Origin of the sequence: Micromonospora sp. WMMD736, assembly GCF_049179015.1 — a bacterium.
Classification (GTDB): domain Bacteria; phylum Actinomycetota; class Actinomycetes; order Mycobacteriales; family Micromonosporaceae; genus Micromonospora.
Map to the genome: position 1 here is coordinate 262,514 of NZ_JBMHMI010000001.1, position 23,789 is coordinate 286,302.

19 protein-coding genes are annotated in these 23,789 nt (G+C 74.1%); 8 read left to right on the forward strand and 11 right to left on the reverse strand.

Annotated elements, in window-relative coordinates:
* Window positions 1-83: 83 nt before the first annotated feature.
* Entirely contained in the window at window positions 84-3,260 is a 3,177-nt protein-coding gene (locus tag ACN269_RS00935; RefSeq protein WP_421470510.1) for a BTAD domain-containing putative transcriptional regulator, read from the forward strand.
* Here the strand turns inward: ACN269_RS00935 and ACN269_RS00940 are convergent, their stop codons facing one another.
* Window positions 3,261-4,088 (reverse strand): ABC transporter permease, encoded by an 828-nt coding sequence (locus ACN269_RS00940; protein ID WP_421470511.1) that lies wholly within the window; start codon window positions 4,086-4,088, stop codon window positions 3,261-3,263.
* Window positions 4,085-5,065 (reverse strand): ATP-binding cassette domain-containing protein, encoded by a 981-nt coding sequence (locus ACN269_RS00945; protein WP_421470512.1) that lies wholly within the window; start codon window positions 5,063-5,065, stop codon window positions 4,085-4,087. Before ACN269_RS00945 ends, ACN269_RS00940 begins: the two co-directional genes overlap by 4 nt.
* Window positions 5,066-5,344: 279 nt before the next feature.
* On the opposite strand from ACN269_RS00945, the gene ACN269_RS00950 reads away from it, so the two are divergent.
* The 3 genes from ACN269_RS00950 (at window position 5,345) to pdxY (ending at window position 8,239) form a co-directional block, all read left to right on the forward strand.
* A complete protein-coding gene (locus ACN269_RS00950; RefSeq protein ID WP_421470513.1) occupies window positions 5,345-6,286 on the forward strand; it encodes a hypothetical protein in 942 nt (313 codons plus the stop codon).
* A gap of 157 nt (window positions 6,287-6,443) precedes the next feature.
* Window positions 6,444-7,229: a S1 family peptidase gene (locus tag ACN269_RS00955; RefSeq protein ID WP_421470514.1), complete on the forward strand. Its 786-nt coding sequence runs from the start codon at window positions 6,444-6,446 to the stop codon at window positions 7,227-7,229.
* Between the two features lie 158 nt (window positions 7,230-7,387).
* A complete protein-coding gene (gene pdxY, locus ACN269_RS00960; protein WP_421470515.1) occupies window positions 7,388-8,239 on the forward strand; it encodes a pyridoxal kinase PdxY in 852 nt (283 codons plus the stop codon).
* 24 nt (window positions 8,240-8,263) lie between these two features.
* On the opposite strand, the gene ACN269_RS00965 is transcribed toward pdxY, so the two are convergent.
* Complete coding sequence (locus ACN269_RS00965; protein WP_421470516.1) at window positions 8,264-9,190, reverse strand: acetamidase/formamidase family protein; 927 nt, start codon at window positions 9,188-9,190, stop codon at window positions 8,264-8,266.
* A 340-nt stretch (window positions 9,191-9,530) separates the two neighbouring features.
* Here ACN269_RS00965 and ACN269_RS00970 point away from each other — a divergent pair, with 340 nt between their 5' ends.
* Entirely contained in the window at window positions 9,531-10,295 is a 765-nt protein-coding gene (locus ACN269_RS00970; RefSeq protein WP_421470517.1) for a cellulose binding domain-containing protein, read from the forward strand.
* A 32-nt stretch (window positions 10,296-10,327) separates the two neighbouring features.
* Here the strand turns inward: ACN269_RS00970 and ACN269_RS00975 are convergent, their stop codons facing one another.
* The 8 genes from ACN269_RS00975 to ACN269_RS01010 all read right to left on the reverse strand — a co-directional run bounded on the left by ACN269_RS00975 (window position 10,328) and on the right by ACN269_RS01010 (window position 19,093).
* Window positions 10,328-11,125, reverse strand: a complete 798-nt coding sequence (locus tag ACN269_RS00975) for an SAM-dependent methyltransferase (protein ID WP_421470518.1) — start codon at window positions 11,123-11,125, stop codon at window positions 10,328-10,330.
* Between the two features lie 107 nt (window positions 11,126-11,232).
* Complete coding sequence (locus ACN269_RS00980) at window positions 11,233-11,613, reverse strand: YccF domain-containing protein (protein ID WP_421470519.1); 381 nt, start codon at window positions 11,611-11,613, stop codon at window positions 11,233-11,235.
* A gap of 41 nt (window positions 11,614-11,654) precedes the next feature.
* Complete coding sequence (locus tag ACN269_RS00985) at window positions 11,655-12,356, reverse strand: cellulose binding domain-containing protein (RefSeq protein ID WP_421470520.1); 702 nt, start codon at window positions 12,354-12,356, stop codon at window positions 11,655-11,657.
* Between the two features lie 98 nt (window positions 12,357-12,454).
* A complete protein-coding gene (locus ACN269_RS00990) occupies window positions 12,455-12,835 on the reverse strand; it encodes a DUF742 domain-containing protein (RefSeq protein WP_421470521.1) in 381 nt (126 codons plus the stop codon).
* The gene (locus tag ACN269_RS00995) at window positions 12,813-13,262 is read right to left on the reverse strand and encodes a roadblock/LC7 domain-containing protein (RefSeq protein ID WP_421470522.1); all 450 of its coding nucleotides are present in this window, start codon (window positions 13,260-13,262) and stop codon (window positions 12,813-12,815) included. The genes ACN269_RS00990 and ACN269_RS00995 overlap by 23 nt, the downstream gene beginning before the upstream one ends.
* On the reverse strand, window positions 13,259-15,223 hold the full coding sequence (locus ACN269_RS01000) for a nitrate- and nitrite sensing domain-containing protein (RefSeq protein ID WP_421470523.1): 1,965 nt from the start codon (window positions 15,221-15,223) through the stop codon (window positions 13,259-13,261). Before ACN269_RS01000 ends, ACN269_RS00995 begins: the two co-directional genes overlap by 4 nt.
* 25 nt (window positions 15,224-15,248) lie before the next feature.
* A complete protein-coding gene (locus ACN269_RS01005) occupies window positions 15,249-17,816 on the reverse strand; it encodes a LuxR C-terminal-related transcriptional regulator (RefSeq protein ID WP_421470524.1) in 2,568 nt (855 codons plus the stop codon).
* 5 nt (window positions 17,817-17,821) lie between these two features.
* Entirely contained in the window at window positions 17,822-19,093 is a 1,272-nt protein-coding gene (locus ACN269_RS01010; protein WP_421470525.1) for an Hsp70 family protein, read from the reverse strand.
* A gap of 296 nt (window positions 19,094-19,389) precedes the next feature.
* Between ACN269_RS01010 and ACN269_RS01015 the strand changes: the two genes are divergently transcribed.
* The 3 genes from ACN269_RS01015 (at window position 19,390) to ACN269_RS01025 (ending at window position 23,707) form a co-directional block, all read left to right on the forward strand.
* Window positions 19,390-20,277: an IniB N-terminal domain-containing protein gene (locus ACN269_RS01015; protein WP_421470526.1), complete on the forward strand. Its 888-nt coding sequence runs from the start codon at window positions 19,390-19,392 to the stop codon at window positions 20,275-20,277.
* Between the two features lie 116 nt (window positions 20,278-20,393).
* Window positions 20,394-22,250, forward strand: coding sequence for a dynamin family protein (locus tag ACN269_RS01020; protein ID WP_421470527.1), 1,857 nt, complete (start codon window positions 20,394-20,396; stop codon window positions 22,248-22,250).
* Complete coding sequence (locus ACN269_RS01025; protein ID WP_421470528.1) at window positions 22,247-23,707, forward strand: GTP-binding protein; 1,461 nt, start codon at window positions 22,247-22,249, stop codon at window positions 23,705-23,707. The genes ACN269_RS01020 and ACN269_RS01025 overlap by 4 nt, the downstream gene beginning before the upstream one ends.
* The last annotated feature ends 82 nt before the right edge of the window (window positions 23,708-23,789 follow it).

Here is a 23,789-nt window from a genome sequence, read left to right on the forward strand (position 1 = left end):
TACGCACCACGGTGCGGGGACCGCACCCCACGCCGTCGGGCACCCTGCTCGGTCCGGTGGTGCGGGTGGGGGATGCTGGTCCCGTGCAGATCACGATCCTCGGTCCCCTCGCCGTCGACGGCCGGCCGGTCCGGGGCGAGCGGCTGGCCGCCGTGCTCCGCACGCTCGTCGACGCGCGCGGGCGGGCGGTCTCCACCAGCCTGCTCGTGGACGCGGTGTGGGACGGCGCCCCGCCGGACGACGCGACCGGAGCCGTGCAGGCGCTCGTGTCCCGCGTCCGCCGTCTCGGGCTGCCCGTGGTGGCCGTGCCGGGGGGATACCGCCTGCCGGCCGAGGAGGTCACCGTCGACGCGGTCGAGGCGCGGGCGCTCGTCGAGGGCGGTCGGCTCGCCCTGCGGGCCGGCGACGCGCGCGCGGCCCGTGACGCGGCCGACCGGGCCCGCGCCCTGTTCCCCGAGGTGCCGGAGATCGTCGGCGCGGACGACGCGCGCCTGTTCGCCGCCGTCGCCGCGCTGCGCGCCGAGGCGGCGCTCGCCGGCGTGGGCCCGTACGACGAGGCCGACCTGCGCCGGCTGGCCGCGCGGACGCCGCCGGACGAGCCGTCCGCTGCCCTGCTGGTACGGGTGCTCGCCGCCCAGGGACGGGAGGCGGAGGCGTTGGAGGTGGTCGAACGTCTCCGTGACGACCTCGCCGACCGCTACGGCACCGACCCGTCCCCGGTGGTCACCCAGGCCCACCTGGCGCTGCTGCGCGGCGAACTGACCGCGCCGACCGTCGTCGCGCCACCCCGACCACCGGCGCGGGTCGTCCTGCCGGCCGCGTGGCGCCGGCCGATGACCGCGCTCGTGGGCCGCGAGCGGGACGTCGAGGCCCTGGTGTCGGCACTCGACGAGTCGGCCCTCGTGACGATCGTGGCGACCGGCGGCGCGGGCAAGACCCGCCTCGCGGCCGAGGTGACCCGGCGCACGGCAGCGTCCGGGCGGGCGGTGCGGGTGGTCGAGCTGGCCGGCCTGCGCTCGCCCGACGAGGTGCTGCCCACCGTGCTCGCGGCGCTCGGCGGCGCGGACACCTCCTCCACCGGCGGCAACCTGGGCCTCGAACGCCGGGTGCTCAGCCCCGAGGAGCGGTTGCGCGCCGTCGCGCCGGACCTCGACGGGCTGGTCGTGCTGGACAACTGCGAGCACGTCCTCGACGCGGTCGCCACCGTCGTCGCCGACCTGCTCGCGGTGGCCTCCCCGGAGGTGGCGGTGCTCGCCACCAGTCGCGCCCCGCTGGGCTTGGCGGGCGAGCGGGTCCACCGGCTGACCGCCCTGCCGGACCCCGACGCGCTCGGGCTGGTCGAGTCCCGGGCCCGGGCCGGTGGCGCGGTGCCGACCTGGGACACCGCGCGGGCTCTCGCGCTGTGCAACCGGCTGGACAACCTGCCGTTGGCCCTCGAACTGGCCGCCGCGCGGCTGCGGCACATGCCGATCGACGACGTGCTCGCCGGCCTGGCCGACCGGTTCGCCCTGCTCGACGACGCGCTGCGTGGGCTGCCGGAACGCCACGCGAGCCTGTGGGCGATGGTCGACTGGAGCCGCGAACTGCTCGCCCCCGACGACCGGGCGCTGCTGGAACGGGTCGCGGTCATCCCCGCGCCGTTCACCGCCGACCTCGCCGCGGCGGTCGCCGGGACGCCGGACGTCCGTCGTGGCCTGGCCACCCTCGTCGAACAGTCTCTACTGACCCTGGTCGAAGCCGACGGGCCACCGCGCTACCGGATGCTGGAGACCGTCCGCGAGTACGGCGAGGCCCGGCTCGGCGCGTCCGGCGAGCGGGACGCGGCGATGACCGGCCTCACCGGTTGGGCCCGGCGCGAGGCGGTGACGATCGCCGGCCGGTTCATCGGGCCCGGCCAGGTCGAGGCGCTCGACCGCTGCGCCGCCGAGCAGGAGAACCTGGTGGCGGGCCTGCGATGGGCGCTCGCGGCGGACGACGAGCCGGCCGCCGTGGACGTGGCCGCCGCGCTGCTGCACCTCTGGACGGTGCGCGGCCTGCACCTCGAAGTGCTGGCCTGGTCACGCTCACTGCTGCACGCCGACGACCCGGGGCGGCGCCGCCGGTCGGCGATCGTCGGGGGCCGGGTCAGCGGCCGACCACTGCCCGACGGTGACCGGCTCGCCTGGACGTGCCTGCTGATCGGCGTGAACGCCGGCATCAGCGCCGACTTCCGCCCGGCCGTGCTCGCCCGGCGGGCCCTGCGCACCCTCCTGGGCGAACGGCCCGCCGAGGTCTCCCCGAGGATGACCGCGCTCGCGTCGGCGTTGCCCGGCTTCGACACGTCCGACGTCGAGGAGAGTCTGAAGAGCGCGGACGAACTGATCGCCCACCCGGACCCGTACGTGCAGGGGCTCGGGCTGTTCGCGCGCGCGGCGGTACGGGAGAACGGCGGCCTGCCGGAGTCGTCGATCGAGGACGCCGAGCAGGCGTACCACCGCTTCGAGGCCGCCGGTGACCACTGGGGCATGGCGATGGCGGCGGGCGCCGTGGGGCAGTTCCTGCTGCCCGGACGGGAGGAACGCTCGGCCGAGTGGCTGACGCGCAGCGTCCGGCACATGGAGATGGTCGGCGCCCAGCAGGACGCGCGGTCGGTGCGGGTACGCCTCGACGTGCACCTCGCCCTCACCGGCGAGGAGGAGGCGGAGCGGCGGCTGGCGGAGTTGGTCGGCTCGGGTCAGGCCGAGCAGGTGGACGTGGCGCAGGCGCTGCTCGGCCTGGCCCAGCTCGCCTGGCGGCGCGAGCGGTACGACGAGGCGCTCGCCCGCGCCGACGAGGTGAGCCGCATCCTCGTGGACTGGACCGGACCGCCGCCGCAGCCGCGGGTGATGCTGCGGACCGCGGCGGCGGTGCTCTACCTGCGGGTGGCCCACGCCCGGGGGGACACCGGCGGCGAGGCCGATGCCCGTGCCGCCGCGCTGCTGTCGTTCGCCCGCGACGACGCGCTCACGTCGCGGGACCTGCCGGTGATCGGCGCGTGGGCGTCGGGCGGGGCGGAACTCGCCGCGCACCGGGATGACGTGGAGACCGCCCGGGAACTGACCGCGATCGCCCGGCGGATCGGCACCCACATGGAGATGTTCCTGCCGACCGGTCAGGGCGAACGGCTCAACGCCGCTCTCGGGGACGAGAGTCGGCGTGAGCCGTTGCTGGCCGCGTGGCGCGAGCGCCCGGTCGCCGTCGCGGTCGCCCGCATCCGCGAACTGATGGACGACCTGCTCTAGCTAGACCTTCCTGCGGTAGGCGCGCAGCGCCATCGGCATGAACACCGCGACGAAGCCGGCGCACCAGGCGAGGGTCCACCACACGTGCGCGTCGAGCGGCGTGCCGAGGAACAGGCCGCGTACCGAGGCCACCAGGTGGGTCATCGGGTTGACCTTCACGAAGGCCTGCATCCAGCCGGGCAGGGTGTCGGTGCCCACGAACACGTTCGACCCGAAGCTCAACGGCATGATCAGGGCGAACATCAGGCCCTGCACGGCGCCCGGGGTGCGCACCTTCATCGACACCCAGACCGGCAGCCAGCTCAGGCAGAGCGCGAACAGCACCGCGAGCGCGCAGCCGGCGATCGCCCGGAACGGGTCGGTCTCGATCCGGAAGCCCATCAGGTAGCCGATCGCCAGGGTCGAGACCGTCACGATGACGTACCGGACGACGTCGCCGAGGACCGCGCCGACCAGCGGTGCGGAGCGGGGGACCGGCAGGGATCGGAACCGGTCGAAGATGCCCTTGGCGATGTCGGTGTTGAGGTTCACGCCGATCGCGATCGCCCCGGTCGCGATGGTCTGCGCCAGGATGCCGGGCAGCAGGAACTGCAGGTAGTCATGGGTGGAGCCGGCGACCGCGCCACCGAAGATGTAGACGAAGATGACCAGGAACAGCACCGGTTGCAGCGTGACGTCGATCAGCGCCTCGGGCGTACGCCAGGTCTTGATGAGGCTGCGCTTGGCGAGCGCCAGCGAGTGCCGCACCAGCGGGAACGGTCGCCGGTGTGCCGGTGCCGTCGACAGCGCCGGGCCCGTCGTGGGTGGTGCGCCCAACAGGGTGCTCATGCCGCTACCTCCGTACGGGAAGTGGAGTCGTCCTCGGCTGCCGTACGTCCGGTGAGGGTGAAGAACACCTCGTCGAGGCTCGGCAGGTGCAGGGAGAGTTCGGTGACGGCGATGCCGGCGGAGGCCAGCCGCGCGACGCTCTCGGTCAGCGCCGTGTCGTCGGCGACCGGCACGGCGAGGACCCCCTTGCGGATCTCGTCGGCCTGCCCGCCCGAGCCGACCTCGGTCAGGATCGCCGCGGTCCGGGGCAGCTGCCCCGGGTCGGACGGCCGGACCTCGAGGGTCTGCCCGCCGACGATCCGCTTCAGCCCGTCGGGCGTGTCGTGCGCGATGACCCGGCCGTGGTCGATCACCGTGATCGCGTCGGCCAGCGCGTCGGCTTCCTCCAGGTACTGCGTGGTGAGCAGCACCGTCGAGCCGTTCGTCACCAGCGACCGGACCACGTCCCACATGTCCTCGCGCTTGGCCGGGTCCAGCCCGGTCGTCGGCTCGTCCAGGAAGATCACCTCGGGGGAGCCGACCAGGCTGGCGGCCAGGTCGAGCCGCCGCCGCATACCCCCGGAGTACGTCTTGGCGGGCCGGTTGGCGGCGTCGGTCAGGTCGAACCATTCGAGCAGTTCGGTGGCCCGCCGCCGGGCCCCGACGCGACCGAGGTCCAGCAGCGTGCCGAACAGCTCCAGGTTCTGCCGCCCGGTCAGGTCCTCGTCGACCGAGGCGTACTGGCCGGTGAGGCCGATCCGCTGCCGGACCCGCCCGGCGTCGCGGACGACGTCGAAGCCGCCGATACGGGCGCTTCCGGCGTCCGGCGCCAGCAGGGTCGAGAGGATGCGGACGGCCGTGGTCTTGCCGGCGCCGTTGGGGCCGAGCACCCCGAGCACCGTCCCCCGGGGTACGGCGAGGTCGACGCCCTGCAGCGCCCTCGTCTTCCCGAAGGTCTTGACGAGGCCCTCGGCCTCGATCACCAGATCGGTTGTCATGCCGACCAGCGTGCGCGGCGCACCTGACACGGCTCCGACACGCCGCCGACAGCACCGCCGACGTCCGCTGACACGGTGCCGTCGCGAGGGCGGCCGGGTGCGTGCCGGTCGCGATATGCTGGGTGCGGCAGAGCGCCTGCCCGCGCCCGATGTGGTGGCCCACGCCCGACCACATGCCCGGGGCCAAGAGTCGCCGACTCCGCGCGGTCGTGTCGATTCTCGGCGTGCCGGTCACGCCGCCCGCTCCGTGGAGCGCGTGGGGCTGCACCGGAGGCGTCGATGTCCGATCACCCGTCCCGCCGTACCCCCGTTGCGGGCCGCGCCCGCAGGCGCGCCATCCGGGAGCAGGCGGCTCGCAGTGGCGTCAGCTACTCGGCGGCCGCCCGGCACCTGGAATCGGTCGGTCTGGCACCCGGGGAGACCCTCGCCACGTACGGCCGGACGATCTATCCGACCGGCGTCGACCCGTACCGTCAGGCCCTCGTCGACCACCGCGAACGGCGCTCGTTCGGCGAACGGGTGGCGGACACGCGCCGCGCGGCGACCCTGCCGGAAGGGCGCGCCGCGCACCTCGTCGGACGTTTCCCGCCCAGCCGCGGGTCGGCCGGCTCCGGCGTCGGTCGGCTCTACCACGGTGAGGGTCGGCAGGAGTTGCTCGCCATGCTGTACCTCGTGGTCGCCGCCGAGTCGCCGGGGCTGCTGCCCGAGGTGGGGGACGTCGCCTGGATCGCGGAGCTGGGCGAGGACACGGCGGTCGACACGGCCTGCGCCGACGTCGACCGGGAGGCCCGCCGGCTGCTCGACCGGACGCCGACGCGGCTCTGGTCGGCGATCGAGGAAGCGTTGGTCGTCGTCGGGGCCGGCGTCGACGGGCAGCTCCGCCACGCGGCGGTCCGCCAGGCCGCGCTGCTGCGCACGATGATGACGCCGCACCTGGGGTCCGCGGACGAGCCGTACGTGCCGGGACTGCCGACCGTCGGCGTGGGACAGATCCTCGACGCGTTGCTCATCGTCGCCGACGACGGGCACGCTCCGGGCACCCGGGTACGACGTGTCGCCGGGGCGGACGACGCCGGACTGGCCACGATCGTCGGGGCGCGGTGGGGATCGGCGGGTCCTCCGGTGGGTTACCTGGTCTGGCCCGACGGTGCGACGGCGTCCGTGTCCGTTGCGGCCGACGACCTGGTGGTGCTGGCTGGGCAGGAGTCGGTGCCCCGGTGAGTCGACCGGGTCCACGGCCCGCGGGCGACGTCCAGCGATCCATAACCCAGGGGTACGACCCAGAGAGGATGAGCCGCAACATCCATTTTCATCAATACGATGGCCGCTATCGATCAGGTGCGCTCACGAGGCGTGCCGTACCGAAGCGGAGGATTGCATGGTTCGCTGGCGTACCCTCACCGGCCTGGTGGCCGCCGCGCTGGCCGCGGCCAGCCTCACCCTCACGGCGCCCGCCGCCGCGGCCGACAACCCCGTCACGCCGAACGTGGTCGGCGGCACCCGCGCCGCCCAGGGCGAGTTCCCGTTCATGGTGCGGCTCTCGATGGGCTGCGGCGGCGCCCTCTACAGCTCCCGGCTGGTGCTCACCGCCGCCCACTGCGTGGGCGCGACCGGCACCAACACCAGCATCACCGCGACCCTCGGGGTGGTGGACCTCCAGTCGTCCAGCCGGATCACCGTCCGGTCCAACTACGTCTACCGGGCGCCCGGCTACAACGGCAACGGCAAGGACTGGGCGCTCATCCGGTTGGCCACCCCCGTCACCGGGCTGAGCACCTTGAAGATCGCCACCACGACCGCGTACGACAACGGCACCTTCACCGTCGCCGGCTGGGGCGCGGCGCGCGAGGGTGGCAGCCAGCAGCGGTACCTGCTCAAGGCGACCGTCCCGTTCGTCAGCGACTCCATCTGCAACGCCAACTACGGTGGCGACCTGATCCCGGCCGAGGAGATCTGCGCCGGCTACGCCAGCGGCGGCACCGACACCTGCCAGGGCGACTCGGGTGGTCCGATGTTCCGCCGCGACGCCACCAACGCCTGGATCCAGGTCGGCATCGTCAGCTGGGGCAACGGGTGCGCGCGACCCAACTACCCGGGCGTCTACACCCAGGTGAGCTACTTCGCCTCGTCGATCGCCTCGGCCGCGGCGAGCCTCGGCGGCTGACCGTACGACCCCTCGGGCGGCCCGGACCACGACGGTCCGGGCCGCCCGCCCGTGCCGATCGACCGTCGGGCGCGGTCGGCGTGGCGGCGACAGTGGGCCAGTCGACAGAATCGGTGGGCCGCGCGTCCCGTGCCGCCGCCGACGGCCATGATGGTTTCGTGCAGATCCTGTCCATCCAGTCGTCGGTCGCCTACGGCCACGTCGGCAACTCCGCGGCCGTGTTCCCCCTGCAGCGTCTCGGGCACGAGGTGTGGCCGGTACTGACGGTCCACTTCTCCAACCACACCGGGTACGGCGCGTGGCGTGGCCCGTTGCTGGCCGCCGAGGACGTGGCCGAGGTGATCGCGGGCATCGCCGACCGGGGCGTTCTCGGCAGCGCCGACGCGGTGCTCTCCGGCTACCAGGGCGACCCGGCGATGGGCGCGGTGATCCTGGACGCGGTGGCGCAGGTGAAGGCCGCCAACCCGGCCGCCGTCTACTGCTGCGACCCCGTGATGGGTGACGTCGGGCGCGGGATGTTCGTCCGGCCCGGCATCCCGGAGTACCTGCGCGACACCGTCGTGCCGCGCGCCGACATCATCACCCCGAACCACTTCGAGCTGGACTTCCTCGCCGGCCGGACGACCACCACCCTCGCGCAGGTGCTGGCGGCGGTCGACGTCGTCCGGGCCACCGGGCCGAGGCACGTCCTGGTGACCAGCGTGCTGCACGACGACGCGCCGGACGGCTCGCTGGAGGTGGTGGCGGTCTCCGACGAGGGCGCCTGGGCGGTGACCACCCCGCTGCTGCCGATCAACCCGAACGGCGGCGGCGACATCACCGCGGCGCTGTACCTGGCGCACCTGTCGACCACCGGATCACCGGCCACCGCGCTGGAGCGTACCGTCTCCTCCGTCTTCACCGTCCTGGAAGCGACCCTGACGGCGGGCACCCGGGAGATCCAACTGGTCGCGGCGCAGGACGCGATCGCCGAGCCACCGGCCCGGTTCACGGCCCGCCGACTGCGCTGACGACGACCGGCGGCGCGCCCGGTCTCAGCGCAACGCGTCGTCGCGGAGCACCGCGTGCGCGCCGACGGTCTGGTTGACGATCTGGGTCACCCGTACGTCGACGACGACGCTGGCCAGCGCCACCGCGTCCGGCCGGCTGAGACCGTGCAACCGTTGCAGCAGGGTCATCATCTCCGCCAGGGCCCGGAACGTCGCCTCGTCGAGGGACGCCCCCACGCCCAGCGTCAGCCAGGCGTCGGCGGTACGGGCCACCGGGCCGGTGATCGGGAAGTCGTCGCGGACGTCGAAGGTCAGCGTCACCTCGTCCATCGGGCACTCGATCGCCGTGCCGCCCACCTCGCCGTCGCCCTGCGCCGCGTGCCCGTCCCCGACCGAGAACAAGGCTCCGTCGACCGGGATCGGCAGCAGCAGCGTGCTGCCGGCGGTCAGGTCCTTGCAGTCCAGGTTGCCGCCGCACTCGCGCGGCGGGGTGGTGGAGTGCCGTCCGGGTTCGGCCGGCGGCATGCCGAGCACCCCCATGAAGGGGCGCAACGCCACGGTGTGGCCATGCTGGTTGCGACCGGTCATCGTCGCCGGGTCCAGCTCCCAGGCGTGTACCACCTGTGTCGACTCGACGTCGTAGCGCTCGTTGAAGACACTCGGCCACCCGCCCGCCACCGTCGTACCCCAGCTGCCCGGGACGATCGCGTCGATGCGTACCGCGAGGGTCTGGCCGGCGCGAGCGCCGCGGACCGCGACCGGCCCGACGAGCGCGTGCCCGTCCTCCGGCCGCCGCTGCGCGACCCGGGGGCGGTCCCGGTTCGCGCCGCCGGGGTACGGGCCGGCCGACCACCAGCAGTCCAGGGTGCGGTAGGTGACGGTGTCGCCGGAGTCGATGGTGAGCACCGGCGCGAGGTCGGGGGAGAAGTGGCCGTGCAGGGTCCTGTCGTCAGGTGCGAGGGTGTGTCGCATCTGCGCAGGCTACGTGTCGGCCCGGCGTGGCGCGTCCGCCGGTGGGGGTGGGTGCGCGGCCGAACGGGTCGGCCCCGCAGTGTCCGACAGGCTCGCGACACCGCGCTTGTATCGACATCCGTCGAATGTAATGCTGTGGTTCGGCCGTGCTCGGGAGCCGGCGCGGTCGACCTCTGCTCCGGAGTCGGGGACGCGCGCGGTGGTCCCACCACCCGCGCCTGGGCAGTCCCCGTCAGCGGCCGCATGCCGATCGCCGTCGGGCGGCCGCCGCGCAGGTCCGGGCCCGTACGGTCGGCCGCCCACCCGTGGCCGCGACGGCGACGGCTTCTCGGAGGTACCGATGCGTCGCATCTTCCTGGCTCTCACCACCATCGCCCTGACCATCGCCATGACCGGCTGGGCGGCGACGACCGGCGTCGCCCAGGCGGCGTCGACGCCCACGGCGTCGGTCACGGCAGCGCCGACACCCACACCCACACCCACGCCCACGCCCGCCTGCCCGCCGGCACTGCCCATCGGCGGTCGGGTGTCCGCGGCCACCACCACCAGCCTGACCGTCGCCTACTTCATCGTGATGGGCCCCCCGTGCGGCTACCGGCCGCCGATCACGGTGGGACTCTTCGCCAGCCGCGAGGACGCCTACGCGTGGCGGAACCCGGTCGCGCAGGCGGTCTCCGGCCCCGAGCAGAACGGCAGCGTCACCTTCGACCGGCTGACGCCCGACACCGAGTACTGGTACGGGTTCCGTGACTCCGACGGCCGGTGGGAGCCGTACTTCGGTGGGTCCGGCCGGACCGCCCCGCTGGCGTCCTGCCGGGCGACCGCCACCATCGACTCCCGCTGGGGTAGCGGCTTCGTCGCCACGGTGACCGTCCGCAACGTCGACACACAACCGTTGGACCAGTGGCGCGTCTCGTGGCGCTGGGCCGGCGACGAGCGGATCCAGGCGGTGTGGGGTGGCGTCGTCGACCCGGCCGGCGCCGATGTGGTGGTGCGCAACGCACCGTACAACGGGACGCTGGCGCCGGACGGGGTGACGACGTTCGGTCTGCTCGTGACGACCAGTGCGCCGCCGGCCGGGCTGACCCTGGCCTGCGCGCGCTGAAACCGGGCGACGTACCGGGGGTCGACGCCGCCTCAGGGCTTGCGGGCCACCGCGCCGTAGGCGTCGATACCCCGGGCGTCGACCTCGTCCGGACGCCACAGCGGGATCGGCACGAGACCGGGCTCCACCAGCGTCAGCCCGGAGAAGCAGCCGGCGAGATCGGCCGGGCTGCGCAGGATGTACGGCACACCGCCGTTCTCGGCCAGCCGCTGCGCCCCGGAGACCACCTCCGGGCTGGTGTTGGTGCCGTCCCACAGGACCAGGTAGCTGCCGGACGCGGTCGCGTCCATCGTCCGTGCCACGATCGAGCGCAGCACCTCCAGGTCCGGCTCGTACCCGAGCACGCCCATGAACATCACGGCGATCGGCTGGTCGAAGTCGAGCGTCCGCGCCGCCTCGGCGAGGATGGTCTCCGGGTCGTGGTAGTCGGCCGGCACGTACGTCGTGACGCCCTGGACGGTCGTGCTGGCCAGCAGCGCGCGGGCGTGCACGAGGACCATCGGGTCGTTGTCGACGTAGACGATCCGCGCGTCGGGCGTGATGCCCTGGGCGACCGCGTGGGTGTTCTGCATGGTCGGCAGGCCGGTGCCGATGTCCAGGAACTGTCGGATGCCGGCCTCGGCAGCCAGGTACCGGACCGCCCGGACCAGGAAGCGGCGGGAGTGCTGCGCCATCAGGACGATCTCGGGGTAGACCTCGGTGACCGCGTCACCGGCCGCCCGGTCGGACTGGAAGTTGTCCTTGCCGCCCATCCAGTAGTTCCAGATCCGCGCCGCGTGCGGCACGTCGGGCTGAAGCGTCGCGGTGAGTTCGGAATCCGGGTCGGCCATGCCAGGCTCCTGTCGAGGGGTCCGTCGGGGTGAACCGGATTGTCCACTATCGACCTGGGGCGCCCCGATCGGGTCGCCCGCCGTACGACGGGCGACCCGGCGACCCGTCACGGCGCGTCGACGACCTCCCGGCCCAGCGGCCAGAAGGCGGCCGGGACGAGCTTGAAGTTGGCGATGCCGAAGGGGATCCCGATGATCGTCACGCAGAGCGCGATGCCGGCGAGGATGTGCGACAGGGCGAGCCACCAACCGGCCAGCACCACCCAGAGCACGTTCGCCAGCCCGGAGCCGACGCCCGCGCCCGGCTTGGGCACCAGCGTGCGGCCGAAGGGCCACAGCGAGTAGACGGCGAGGCGCAGCGCGGCGACGCCGAACGGGATGGTGACGACCAGCAGGAAGCAGATCAGCGCGGCGAAGCCGTAGCCGATCGCCAGCACGAGGCCACCGCCGAAGATGAGCCACAGGACGTTCAGGACGAAGCGAATCACCCTTCCAGCATGAGCGACGCCCGCCACCGGGGGCCCGGCGGTCAGCCCGTCAGGCCGCCGCAGGCGACCCCGTCGATCGTGCACGCCGTCGGCGTCGCGCCGACCGCCGCGCCGTTGACCCGGAAGCTCACCCGCGTCGAGGCGCTGCCCGCCACCTGCCCCGCGTCGCCGTCCGGCACGAACGTCCACACCGCGCCGTCCTGGGTGGCCCGCGCGCCCTCGACCGCGCTGACCCGCAGCGACTCCCGGGGCAGCGTGATGGTCAGCGTCCATCGCGTCGCCGGCACCGACCCCGGATTGTTGATCGTCACGGTCGCGCCGTAGCTGAGCAGCGCCTTGTCCTCGATGACGAAGTCGGCGGCGAGGGCGACCGGGCTCGGCGGGGCCGACGAGGGGGTCGTGGCCGGCGCGCTGGCCGGCGGCTCGACGGGTGGCGGCGCGGCGCTGGCCGAGGGCGACCCCACGGTGGTCGGGGTGGTGGCGGCCGGACGTGCCTGCCCCCGGGGCGTACCCGGGCCCGGCGTGCCCAACTGCTCCACCGACGGGGGCGCGTCGAGGGTCACCGGCGCGAGCTGCTCCGGGGTACGCGCCACGCCGACGATCGAGACCACCGTCGCCACCACCACCCCGAGCGCCGCGAACACGGCGACCCAGGTGGCCCGCGACACGTCGGCGCGACCGGTGACCACCCGTCGTACGGCGGCGGCCGCGGCCACGATCCGGTCCAGCAGGATGATCGCCACAGTACGCCGTGGCTGCGGCGGTGTTGCCGGCACTGCCTGTCTCCCCTTCACTTCGTCACCGGACGTCCGCCCGCTGGGTCGCGCTGGCACCCGAGCGGTCACAGGGCGCGCAGCCCGACGAGTATCGACTCGAGCAGCGCCTGCGACGGCAGCTCCGACAGCGACGGCGGTTCGTGCGTCTCGACCAACCCCGCCCCGAACAGGTCACCGAGGAGGACCCGGACGGTGCCCAGGGGCAGATCCAGCTCGGCGCTGACCTCAGCCACCGACACTGGATGGTGACACAGCTCGACGATCCGCGCCTGTTCGGGGAAGAGCGACGTGGGCGACGTCGCCGACCGCCGTGCGACGACCAGTGAGATCAGGTCGAACCGGCCGCGCTCGGGCGTCGTACGTCCACCGGTCATCGTGTACGGACGGGCGACCGGGCCGGCGTCGTCGTCGTACCACGCCTCGTCAGCGGCGTCGGCGCTGGGCACCGGAATCTCCGCTCCTCGCCGCGGCGGCGGTCGCCAGGCGGATCGGCAGGTGTCGTTCGGCCTGCCCGACGAAGAGCGCCACCTCGTACGCCATGTCGCCCACCTCGACCTCGTCGCCGGAGATCCGTACGGTCAGGATGGTCCCGTTCGAGATGGTGGCGACGAACAGGAACGCCCGCGACATCTGCACCACGATCTGGCGCAGCCCGCCCGCGTCGCAGGTGCGGGTGGCGGCCAGTCCCAGCGCCAACAGGCCGGCGACGATCCCGGAGATCTCTTCGGCCAGCTTCGCCTGCACCTGCCGGGAACCGCCGAGCGGTAGCCCGTCCGGGGAGAGCACCACGGCGAACTCCGCACCGCGTACCCGGTCGACCAGGCGGTCCAGCGCGCCGGTCAGGCTGTCCTCGGTGACCACTGCGTGCGTCATCGATGTCTCCTCGTTGTTTTCGTGATCGGCAGCTCGACGGTCTCGGGGCCGGCGTTGCCGGGGCCGGGCACGGCCGGCCCGGATTGGCGGATCCGCATCGGCAGCCCGTCGCCACTGCCCGTCGGCCCCGCGTCGGGCACCTCGACCGCCCCGGGCATCGACCGGTACGCGGACACCGGGGACGTCGCCGCCGGGCCGCCGGTCACGGTGACCAGCTCCGCCGGCAGGTGCACGATGGCGGCCGTCCCGCCGCGCCGGCTGGGCCGCAGGATGACCCGGGCACCGCACCGGGCGGCCAACCGGGCGACCGCCCACAGCCCGCCGGCGTCGCTCGGCGGGTCGTCCGGCGGGCTGGCGAGCAGGCGGTTCGCCTCGTCGAGGGCGGTGGCGTCGAGGCCGGGACCGTCGTCGACCACCACGATCGCGCAGCCGTGCGGCCGGTGCTCGCCGGTGACCCGGACCGTGGTGTCGGTGGCCGAGAAGGCCAGGGCGTTCTCGATCAGCTCGGCCAGCAGGTGCACGACGTCCGTGACGGCGGGGCCGGCGAGCGACCACGGCCAGTGTGGCGCCACCAGGACCCGGTGGTACTCCGGCACCTCGGCGACCGCCCCGCGTGTCACGTCGAGCAGGGGGACCGGGCGTCGCCAGCGGCGCGCGGGCCGCGCCCCGGCGAGGGTGATCAATTTCTCCACGTTGCGGCGGATGCGGGTGGTGAGATGGTCGAGCTGGAACATCTCGTCGGCCGCCGCGGCGTCGTGTTCCCGCCGCTGCATCGCGTCGAGCAGGTCGAGCTGGTCGCGCAGCAGGACCTGGTTGCGCCGGGTGATCCGTAGGAACAACCCCCCGGTACGACGATCCGGCCCATCGCCAGCGCCGCCGCTCTCGGCGTCCAACGGCAGGGCATCGACGGGCGCGGCCGGCGGCTCCGACTGCCGCGGGTCGGTGCCCGGCACGGCTTCGTGCGCCGAAGCGCGGCGTACGGCGCTGGCCCAGCCGAGCAGGACCGCGAGTACGGCGATCAGCCCGAGGCCCACCACCACTCCGGTCCGCCCCACGATCACCGCGGCACCGGGGGTGGCCCGTTCGACGCTCGCACGGGCGGTGCTCGTCACCAGCTCGTGCAGCGCGCCGAGAGCGGCGTCGGCCGCCGCGCGCCACTGCTGCGCGTCGACGCCGCGCAGCGCGTCGGCCCGGTCGGTGCGCAGCAGCGTGTCCTCCACGGCGAGCAGGCCCGCGAACTCGGGGCCCGCCACGAGCCGCTGGTGCGCGCCCTGGCCGCCGGCCGGCAGGTCGGCCGTCGCCTCGGACCGCGCGTACCGCTGCACGGCCACCAGCTCGACCAACCGGCGGCGCTCCTCGACGCTCAGCCGGCCGCTCAGGACGGCCGCCGTGACCATGGTGTCCTCCCGGGCCAGCAGCTCACGGGCCCGGGCCAGCGCGATCACCGCCCGGGTGTCGACGGCCAGCCTGCTCTCATACGCGCCCCACTCCGGCCCGTACACGTCGAAGGCGGCGTCGACGAGCTGGTCGTACCCGTCGAGCACGCCCGCCTGGTCGAGCTGCCCGTCGTCCACCCGGGACCGGATCGCCCCCAGGCCGTTCAACCTCCGGATCAGCGTCTCGGCCCGGTCGCGGACCGCCCCCGCGCTGAGCAGGCGCAGGTCGTGTCCGTCCCCGAACGCCCGGACCTGCGCCGCCGCCACGTCGGTCGCCGCCCGCGCCCCGGCCAGCGTGGCCCGCGCGGGCGCGGCGCCGGCCAGCGTCTCGGCGGTCGCCCGGCGCTCGGTCTGCAGACTCAGCACCAGCCGGTCGATGGGCTGACCCAGGGTGTCGGCCAGGGCCCGCACCCGCAGCAGGTCGACGGCGTCCTGACCGGTCAGATAGGCCGCGTACGACCACAGCGTGAGCAGCACCGCCGCCGCCGCGACGAGCCGCATCCCGAGTCGTGGTGCGCGCGTCACGTGGCGCTCCATCCGGTGCGCCGGCTCATCGGGCCGACCGCTGCGGCCACGGCTGCCCGGTGGTGTCGCTGGCCCGGTCGGCGACCATGGTGCGCAGCAACGCCAGCAGCTCCGCCCGGTTGGCGCAGTGCAGCCGGTTGCGCATGCGCGCCACGTGGTGCTCCACGGTCTTGGCCGAGATGAAGAGCCGGTCACCGATCTCCCGGTACGTCAGTCCGGCCAGCACCAGCTCGGCGACCTCGTACTCGCGGTCGCTCAGTCCCTGCTGGGTGGGGCCGGCGGCGGCGACCGGCGTGGCGGTCGCTCCGTCGCTCGGGCGCTGCCCACCGGTCGCGCCGGCCGGCCGACCCTGTAGCACCCGGGCGCATTCGAGCAGGGTGGTCATCGCCCGCCGGTCCGCGGTGCGGATCGCGGCCTGCCCGGCGAGGCGGGCGCCGTCCCAGCACAGTCCGGTGTCGTGCAGGCCCCGGGCAGCGGCCTCGACCCGCACCGGGTCGACGACGCCCCGCAGCACCTCGACCCAGCTCTCGGCCGCCGCGGCGACCACACCGGCGTAGCGGCTGTGCTCGGCGGCGGCGAGCAGGGCGGCGACGTGGTCGTCGGCGGTCGTCGGCTCCCCGGTCAGGATGGCGGCGTGCAGGCCGCTCCAGTGCAGCGGCACGCTCCACAGGGTCGGTGTGCCGAGTCGGTCGAGCAGCGCGGCGCCCTCGCGCAGGTACGGCGTCAACCGGGCCACGTCACCGAGCCGCGCGCCCGCGATGGCGAGCTCGCCCAGCGGCAGCAGCGTGAACAGGTCGACCCCGTGCCGGACCACCGCCTCCAGCGCCTGGCCCCACCCCCGCTTGAGCGCGCCGAGGTCGCTGGTCCGGCGGGCGATGCCCATCCGCAGCGCGGCGGCGAACAGCAGGTCGCGGGACTCCAACGGCCGGTCGTCGGCGGTGACCGTGGCCAGGCGTTCAGCGGCCGCGAGCGCCTGACCCCGGACCATGAGGATCCAGGCCTGCAACAGGCGGTGCCGGCGGGCCATCAGCGGGCCCCCGACCCCGCTGGCCTCCGCGCGGTGCAGGACCCGCTCGGCGATGTCCAGCTCGCCACAGTGCACGGCGGTCAGCGCGGCCAGCGCGGCCGGGCTGTCCGGCAGGAGGGCCGCCCGACCGTCCGGCTCCAGCAGGGCGGCGGATTGCACGAGCGCGGAGAGCGCCGCGCTCGGCGTGCCGGTGACGCTCTCGCGTACCCCGTCGGCCATCAGCCGGGCGGCGCTGGCGTGCAGGGTGGGCGGCGTGCCGCCGGGCTCGTCCACGGGCGGTGCGGCGGCGGTCAGGTCGCCGATGGCGAGCGCGCCCACGGCGGCGAACGCCACCGACGAGGCGGTGCCCGACCACCGGTACAGCTCGACGCTGCGGCCGGCGTGGCCCCGGTGCGCCAGCGCGGTCGCGGCCACCACCGCCGCCTCCGCGCGGTCCGCCGGTTCGCCGGTGGTCAGCAGTCGGTCCGCCAGGCGCAGCGCGTCGTCGAGGTCGCCGGCGAGCGCGGCCGCGAGGGCCTGCCGGGCGCCTGTCGGGTGCCCGGCCGTGGTGGCGGCGGCGAACAGGTCGGCGGCGAAGGCCGGCTCGTCGGCAAGCACCTCCTGCGCCGCCGCGGCGAGTGTCGGGGCCGGACAGTCGCCGAGGACGCCCACCGCGAGCAGGGAACGGACCAGCGGCAGCACCGGGCCGCCCCGGGCGAGCTGCAACTCGGTGAGGCGACGCCAGAGGGCGCTGCGCTCGGTGGCCGGGCTGAGCGTGGTGACGGCCCGGCGGACCAGCGGGGTGAGCCGCCCGTCCGCGCCGATCAGGCCGGCCGCCCGGGTCGTGGCGATCAGCACGTCGACCGCCTCCGGCTGCTGATCCAGGAGCGGACCGAGCATTGCCACCGGCAGCGGTACACCGGCCGCGACCGCGAGCAGCAGCCGTCGTACGGGGGCGGGCTGGATCTCCAGCTCCGGCGCGAATTCCAGCACGACGGAGCGGGGCGGCTCGGTCGGCACGGTGTGCAGACTCGGTGCCGCGCGTAGGCCGCGGGTGAGCCGCTCGACGTCGCGGGGGACGCCACCGGTCTGCGTGTGCACGAAGTCGACGAGTTCGGCGCGCGTGGTCAACTCGGGGACGGCGGCGACGCAGGCCCCGGTCTGCTCGCGGGTGAACGGCCCGAGCAGCACGGCCTGCCCTTCGCGGCGCAGCGTGTCGACCAGCTCGGTGAGGGCCGCCGACCGGGGCCAGGGGCGGTGGGCGACGACCAGCCGGTGCCGGCGGGCGGCGACCAGCCGTAGCAGCACGCCGATGCGCTCGTCGTCGAGCAGGTGCGCGTCGTCGACCAGGAGCAGGTCGTCCGGGTCGACAGGCTCGTTGGGCCCGGGAACGCCCGTGCGTACGGTGCCGCCGGCCCGCTGCTGGATGCGCGTCAGCTCGGCGAGCAGGGCGGTCTTGCCGTGCCCGGCGGGGCCGGCCAGGCCGACGGTGAGCGGCGCGACCGGATCGTCGGCGATCCGGTCCAGCAGGGCCCTGGGCGCGCGGCCCAACACCAGTCGGGAGTCGACGAGGTCGTTCATGATCATTGTGGTCATCCTTCGCGTCCCCGGCTGAGCGTCAGTGCCAGGCGGGACGCCTTCGGCAGGTCGAGGGGCAGGATCCGGACCGGCGGTCGGGGTGGCGGGTCGCCCGGATCGGTGGCGTGGTCCCGGGGCCGTCGCAGGGCCGGGACGCTCGCCCGGTTGCCACCCGCTGCCGGCGCCGGATCGCGGACCGGGGCCGGCGGCCGGGGGCGCGGCCGGGGTGACACCACCTGGCAGGCGGCGCTCGCCGCTCCGGTGGCGGCGGTGAGCTGCGCGTCCGGCTCCACCTCGACCGGCACACCGAGCGCCGTGCCGATCAGCTCGGTGACCAGCGGGATGCGGGTCGAGCCGCCGGCCAACAAGACGCCGTCGAGCTGTGTCGGCGTCAGGCCGGCACCGTGCACGGTGCGCAGCAGGAGGTCCACGGTGGCCTGCACCGTGGGGCGGATCATCGCCTCGAACTGCGCGCGGGTGACCGGTATCCGCGCCGGACCGGTCGGCAGGTTCAACACCACGTCGGCGGTCGGCTCGACGGTCAGCGCCCGCTTGACCCGGTCACACTCGGCCGGCAGGCCGCGCAGGGCGGCGTGGTGGTCCCGCCGCCCGATGGCGGCCAGCTCCCGGGACAGCACGGTACGGACGTGGCTGGCCAACAGCTCGTCGAAGTCGGCCCCGCCGATCGGGTCGAGACCCTGTGGCGTGCCGAAGCCCTCGTAGGTGCCGCGCGGGGTGCGCCGCACCAGGGCCGCCTCGAAACTGGCGCCGCCCAGCGCGTAGACGGCCGCCGTGGTGCCCGCGAAGCCACGCGCTGCGTGACTCTCCGCGACCGTTACCGTGCGGGGCAGCAGCGTCACCGGGCGCAGCCCGAGGTCGACGAGCGCCCGCCGGAGCAGCTCCCGTCGGTACGGTCGCCAGCTGGCCGGGTGGCTGAGTACCACCGCCTCGGCCGGGCCGCCCTCCGCGGCGTGCACCTGCTCCACCACCCAGGCCGCCAACTCCGCCGTGAGGGTCTGCGGCGCGCACGCCTCGCCGCCCAGCAGCAGGGGCACGTCGTCACCGATCCGGCGGACGAAATCCCTGGTGGTGCGACTGCCGTCGTCGGTGGCGGGCCCGCCGATGTGCAGCGCGCCGTCCTCGGCCAGGTGCAGCACCGATGGTACGAGCGGCGAGCCGGCGTTGAGGGGGACAGCCTCCGGACGCGTCCAGGTGCGGCCGTCCCGCCGAGCGACGGCGGCGGCGGTGTTGGTGCTTCCGATGTCTATCCCCAGGACGTACGGCATCCGTCTCTTCTCTTTCCGCGACTGGCCGGCTGATGGCGATGGCGTCGGCGCTGTCCGGCGACCCACCCCCGGCGAAACCCGCGGGCCCCTACGTTCGTACCAGAGATCACTGCGTGGTCGGCACCCTAATCTGACCGGGACGGTTTCCCCCAGTCCCCCTAACGGAGGAGCCGGCGAAGGCCCTAACGCGGCGTGATCGATTGCGGGCGCAGCCCCGATGTCCGGGGCCGACCCCTGCCCTAGCGTTCCTCTCGACGAACGACGGTCGCCGCTGCCAATCCGAGGAGAACCGGCACATGGACTCGCAACAGACCCTCCACGACTTCGTGCTCGACCTGCTGACCAACCCCGACGCGCGGTCGGCGTTCGACCTCGATCCGGAGGGCGCGCTGCACGCCGCGGGGCTCAGTGACATCACCGCCGCCGACGTGCAGGACGTGGTGCCGCTCGTGGTCGACTACGCGCCGGGGCAGGGCCTCGCGCCGCTGGCCCCGGTGGTCGGGCAGCTCGGGTTCGACCCGCTGGTCACCGATGCCACCGACGTGGTCGGCCAGTTGCAGAGCGTGGCGCAGCAGATCAGCGTCGCCAGTTCACCCTCCGGTGTGGACGTCAAGGCCGGTGTGCTCGGTGCCATCGCCGTCGACCCGTCCACCGTCGCCGCCGGGGTCAGCGTGCTGCCGGGCGTCGGTCTGGGCGTGGGCCCGAGCGGCCTCGACACCGACCTGACCGGTGTGGCCGACGTGGCGCACACGCTCGACGCGGACGTGGTGCAGCCGGTCGACGGCATCGCCGACCCGGTGCTCGGCGGCGCGACCGGCACGGTCGGGGACCCGACCGGAGTGCTCGGCGTCACCGACCCGGTGCTCGGCGGGGACGTGACCGGTGGTGTCCTCTCCGGTGTGCACGGTCAGGTCGACGGCATCGTCGGCGGCCTCGGTGTCCACGACACCCTGGGTGGCCTGGGCCTCGGTGGGGGCCACGTCGGCGGCGTGGTGCCGCCGGTGGACGTGCCCTCCGTGGTGGGCGGTGTCACGCACCACGTGGACAGTCTCCTTCCCGGGGTCACCGGCACGGTCGGTGACGTGACGGGTGGGCTCACCGACGGGGTGACCGGCGACTCGCACGACGGGGGGCCCGCCTCGTCGGACCACGGGTTGCTGGGCATCACCGGCGGTCTGCTCTGACGGGATCGTCCGTCGGGAGCGGGGGGGTCGGGTCGCGTCGAGCGGCCCGGCCCTTTGCCGGTTTCCGTCCGGTGCCTCTTGCTAATTGAACCGAAATCAGCACACTTGGTGCGGTGATGGCGGGGATCTGGCTGGACGTACTGGACGAGATCGCCCGGACGTGCACCACACACGGCCGCGGCGATCTGCTGCACACGGTCCGGCAGAAGCGTGCCCAACTGCTCGACCCGACGTTGCGGGTGCTGGTCGTCGGCGAGCCGAACCAGGGCAAGAGCCAGCTCATCAACGCGATCATCAACGCGCCGGCCTGCCCGGTCGGTGACGGTCGTACCACCGTGCTGCCGACCGTGGTGCAGCACGCCGACGCGGCCTGCGCCGCGATGGTCCAGGCGCCGGCGCCACCGGCCGGACGGCCCGCGACGGCCTCGGCGGCGACGCTCGCCGAGCGCACCCCGTTGGCGCTCGACCAGGTCGCGGCCGGGGTGTCCGGCGCTGTCGGGCGTCGGCCGGGCGGCGGTCCGGCGTACGTCGAGGTCGGCGTGCCCCGCGCGCTGCTCGCCGCCGGACTGGTGCTGGTGGACACCCCGGGCACCGACCAGGTCGCCGCGCTCGGCGCGGTCGCGGAGGTGGCCGCATCCGCCCGCGCGGACGCCGTGCTGCTGGTCTCCGACTCCACCCGGGAACTGTCGGTGGCGGAGCTGAACATGCTGCTGCACGTCATGCGCTCGCAACCCAACGTGGTCGTGGTGCAGAGCAAGACCGACCTGGTGGCGCAGTGGCGGACGGTCGCCGAGCGCAACCGGCAACACCTCGCCGAGGCCGGCGTCGCGGCGCCGTTGATTCCGGTGTCGGCGACGCTGCGGCTGCGTGCGGCGGCGGCCGACGATCGTGGTCTCAACGCCGAGTCGGGCTTTCCGGCGCTGATCGCCCGCCTACAACGGGATCTGACCGGCAAGGCCGATCACCTGGCGCGCGCGTCGGTGCAGGCGGTGGCCCGTACGGTGGTGGAGCAACTGGCCGCGCCGCTGCGCGCCGAGTTGGCGACGCAGGAGGCCGAGGAGCAGTCCGGACCGATCTCCCGGCTGCACGCGGCCCAGCGGGAGGTCGACGAGCTGCGCCGCTGCTCGACCCGTTGGCAGAACACCCTCACCGACGAGATGGCCGACCTGCTCTCCGACATCGAGTACGACCTGCGGGACCGCACCCGTCAGATCCTGCGGGCGGTGGACGAGGCGTTCGACGAGGCCGACCCGCTCGTCGCCTGGGACACGTTCGAACAGTGGTTGTCGCGCAGTCTCACCGAGGCCGCGGAGGCCAACCACGAGTGGCTGGTCCAGCGCTGTGACTGGATCGCCCGTCGGGTGGCCGCGCACTTCAACAGGTACGGCTACGACGTGCTGCCGCCCTGGTCGATGACGATGCCGGAGGATCTCGGCGACCGGCTGCCGGACCTGGAACGGCCGCGGGTCGACCGGTTCACGACGGGGCAGAAGCTGTTCACCGGCATGAAGGGCTCGTACGGCGGGATGCTGATGTTCGGTCTCGCGACCACCCTGGCCGGGATGCCGATGATCAACCCGGTCTCGGTCGGCATCGGCGCGCTCTTCGGCGGCAAGAGCATCCGCGACGAGAGCAAGCAGATGCTGCGCCGCCGGCAGGCGACCGTGAAGACGGCCATCCAGCGGCACGTCGACGAGTTCTTCGTCCGGATGGTCCGGGACTGCCGGGACGCCGCCCGACAGGTGCAACGCATGCTGCGCGACCACTTCACGGGCCTGACCGAGGAGTTGCAGGAGGCCATCGTGCAGTCGTTCCGCAGCGCGAAGCAGGAGGCCGACACCGATGTCGCCCTGCGCGAGCAACGGCAGCGGGAGATCCGGTCGAAGATGACCCGCCTCGCCGCGCTCTACGAGCAGTCCCAGCAGCTCACCGCCACCCGGGCGACGCCGGTGCTGCTGGAGCCCGGGGCATGACGGTCGGGGTGCGGCTGGACGAGGCGGCCTGGGGGCTCCTGCACCAGGCGTTGGAGGTCTACCAGCACGACGCGCGGGCGGTCGGACGGTTGCGCCGGCAGATCGCGCGGTTGGAGGAGCCGTTGCGGATCGCGGTCGTCGGGCCGTGGCGTGCGGGCAAGTCGACGGTGCTCAACGCGCTGATGGGGGAGGAGGTCGCGCCGGTCGAGGGCGCCGACGGCGCGTTCACCTGGTACGAGGACGGCGCGTCCCCGGGGGCCACCGCCTATCCGGTGGGGCAACCCGCGCAGGAGTTGGCGGTGGTCAAGTCGGCGACGGGCATGCGGGTGGATCTCGGCTGGCGGGCCGGGGTGGTACGCGACATCGTGGTGCGGTGGCCGACTCGGGCGCTGCGGCAGGTGACGCTCGTCGACACCCCGGCGCTCGGCCCGGTCGACGAGCAGGGGCACGCGCCGGTGCTGGATCGCGTGCTGGCCGACGCGGACGCGGTGTTGTTCCTGACCCGGGACGGTCGCGACAGCGATCTGCGGGTGCTGGAGTCCGGTCGGGACAGTGCCGTCGGGCAGGCCGCCCCGGTCAACGTGATCATGGTGTTGTCCCGGGCGGACGAGGTCGGCGGTGGCCGGATCGACGGGCTGCTCACGGCCCGACAGTTGGCCCGCCGGCAGCACCGGGATCCCCGGGTGGGTGCGTTGGCCGTCACCGTGGTGGCGTGCAGTGGAGCTGTCGGCCTCGCGGGTCGGCTGCTCAGCGAGTCCGACTTCGCCGCGTTGGCGACGCTGGCCGGGGTTCCGCGCGGCGAGTTGGAGCCCCACCTGCTCTCCGCCGACCGCTTCGTCCGTGGCGACCTGCCGGTACGCCTCGATCCCGAGGTGCGCGCGGGCCTGCTGGACCGACTCGGCCTCTTCGGTATCCGGCTGGCGACGACCCTGGTACGCGGTGGCTTCGACACCCGGGTGGCGATGTCGGCGGAGCTGATCCGGCGCAGTGGACTCACCGAGCTGCGCGAGTCGATGACCCGCTGTTTCGTCGATCGGCGCGACGCGCTCAAGGCCCGCTCGGCGCTGGTCGCGGTGGAGTCCCTGGTGCGGGCCGAGCCGGTCCGGGGCAGCGAAGAGTTGGTCGGCGCCATCGAGCAGATCCTGGCGGGCGCGCACGAGTTCCGTGAGTTACGCCTGCTGGTGGCCCTGCGCAACGCCCGTCTCGGTTTCGACGCCGAGTTGGCCGCCGAGGCGCAACGGCTGGTCGGCGGCGACGGCGTCTCCCTGGCCGCCCGGCTCGGCGTCGAGCACGGGGCGACCGCCCAACGGCTCTGGGAGACCGCCGCGGACGCCCAGTGGCGGTGGCGGGACCGGGCGGAGGATCCACTGCTCCCACTGACCCAGCGGCGTGGTGCGGAGGTGGTCGTGCGCAGCTGCGAGGGGATGCTGGCCGAGCTGGCCGCGGGCGGTCGCTGAGCGGCCGCGAGTCCACCTGGGACGCTACGAGGGTGTTTCCTGGCGATCAACCCATTGACACGGCCGTGGTTGCCCGGCAGCA

Excerpts from the sequence above, each read along its gene's own strand:
- ACN269_RS00965 (WP_421470516.1), bottom strand. The coding sequence starts at position 9,190 with ATGCGACACACCCTCGCACCTGACGACAGGACCCTGCACGGCCACTTC.
- ACN269_RS01005 (WP_421470524.1), bottom strand. The coding sequence starts at position 17,816 with ATGATCATGAACGACCTCGTCGACTCCCGACTGGTGTTGGGCCGCGCG.
- ACN269_RS01010 (WP_421470525.1), bottom strand. The coding sequence starts at position 19,093 with ATGCCGTACGTCCTGGGGATAGACATCGGAAGCACCAACACCGCCGCC.
- ACN269_RS01025 (WP_421470528.1), top strand. The coding sequence starts at position 22,247 with ATGACGGTCGGGGTGCGGCTGGACGAGGCGGCCTGGGGGCTCCTGCAC.
- ACN269_RS01015 (WP_421470526.1), top strand. The coding sequence starts at position 19,390 with ATGGACTCGCAACAGACCCTCCACGACTTCGTGCTCGACCTGCTGACC.
- ACN269_RS00975 (WP_421470518.1), bottom strand. The coding sequence starts at position 11,125 with ATGGCCGACCCGGATTCCGAACTCACCGCGACGCTTCAGCCCGACGTG.
- ACN269_RS00970 (WP_421470517.1), top strand. The coding sequence starts at position 9,531 with ATGCGTCGCATCTTCCTGGCTCTCACCACCATCGCCCTGACCATCGCC.
- ACN269_RS00950 (WP_421470513.1), top strand. The coding sequence starts at position 5,345 with ATGTCCGATCACCCGTCCCGCCGTACCCCCGTTGCGGGCCGCGCCCGC.
- ACN269_RS01020 (WP_421470527.1), top strand. The coding sequence starts at position 20,394 with ATGGCGGGGATCTGGCTGGACGTACTGGACGAGATCGCCCGGACGTGC.
- ACN269_RS00995 (WP_421470522.1), bottom strand. The coding sequence starts at position 13,262 with ATGACGCACGCAGTGGTCACCGAGGACAGCCTGACCGGCGCGCTGGAC.
- ACN269_RS00940 (WP_421470511.1), bottom strand. The coding sequence starts at position 4,088 with ATGAGCACCCTGTTGGGCGCACCACCCACGACGGGCCCGGCGCTGTCG.
- ACN269_RS00955 (WP_421470514.1), top strand. The coding sequence starts at position 6,444 with ATGGTTCGCTGGCGTACCCTCACCGGCCTGGTGGCCGCCGCGCTGGCC.
- ACN269_RS00945 (WP_421470512.1), bottom strand. The coding sequence starts at position 5,065 with ATGACAACCGATCTGGTGATCGAGGCCGAGGGCCTCGTCAAGACCTTC.